Below are 570 nucleotides of genomic sequence, written 5' to 3'. Positions count from 1 at the left end.
CACCGGTACTCACCGATGGCGTACATACTAGGTAATCGTAGCGCTTTGATACAACATTGACGTTATTAAAAAAAACTTGGTTTTCAGTATCCCCCGCATTATCACTGGAAATGTAAAGTCCTTTCTTTCAGGAAAGGCCATGTTCAGCGCAGAAAAGGTTTTAAAAGCTTCTTTTTTGGAGTTAAAGGCGAGATATACTTTTTGTTCTTGTTCTAAAGCCTGCATGGCTGACATTTGCACGCTTTCCGGGCTGTCATGAAAAGCAATTTGGCGCTCGCTCCCAGGCTCAAAAAGATTAAAATGAATGGTGACGGGTTTATCAGGACAAAACCGTTGAACCATTTGTACTGAAGCTTTTGACAGATGCGCATCAAGACAAATCAGCGTTTTGGCATTCGTCATAATATTTTGCAGCACAGAAAACACTAAGGGCTTTTGTTCAATAGGGGAAGTTAGGCGCGCAAGCACCTGTTCGATTTCATCTATGATGACCACATCATAGTGTCTTAAAGCGCCCTCAGCAGTGAGCTTTCCTAAGGAATTTAAGCAAATAGCCAGGCGATGTTCGAT

Annotated in this window: 1 protein-coding gene; it reads right to left on the bottom strand. The window is 42.3% G+C overall.

Annotation, left to right across the window (positions count from 1 at the left end):
• Positions 1–27 precede the first annotated feature (27 nt).
• The coding region (locus Ldro_RS15225; protein ID WP_193786659.1) for a hypothetical protein at positions 28–570 on the bottom strand (543 nt) is incomplete at its 5' end.

This window comes from Legionella drozanskii LLAP-1 (assembly GCF_001467585.1).
Lineage (GTDB): Bacteria > Pseudomonadota > Gammaproteobacteria > Legionellales > Legionellaceae > Tatlockia > Tatlockia drozanskii.
The sequence above is the reverse complement of the archived record's forward strand: the minus strand, read 5'-3'. Positions and strand labels throughout refer to the sequence as shown.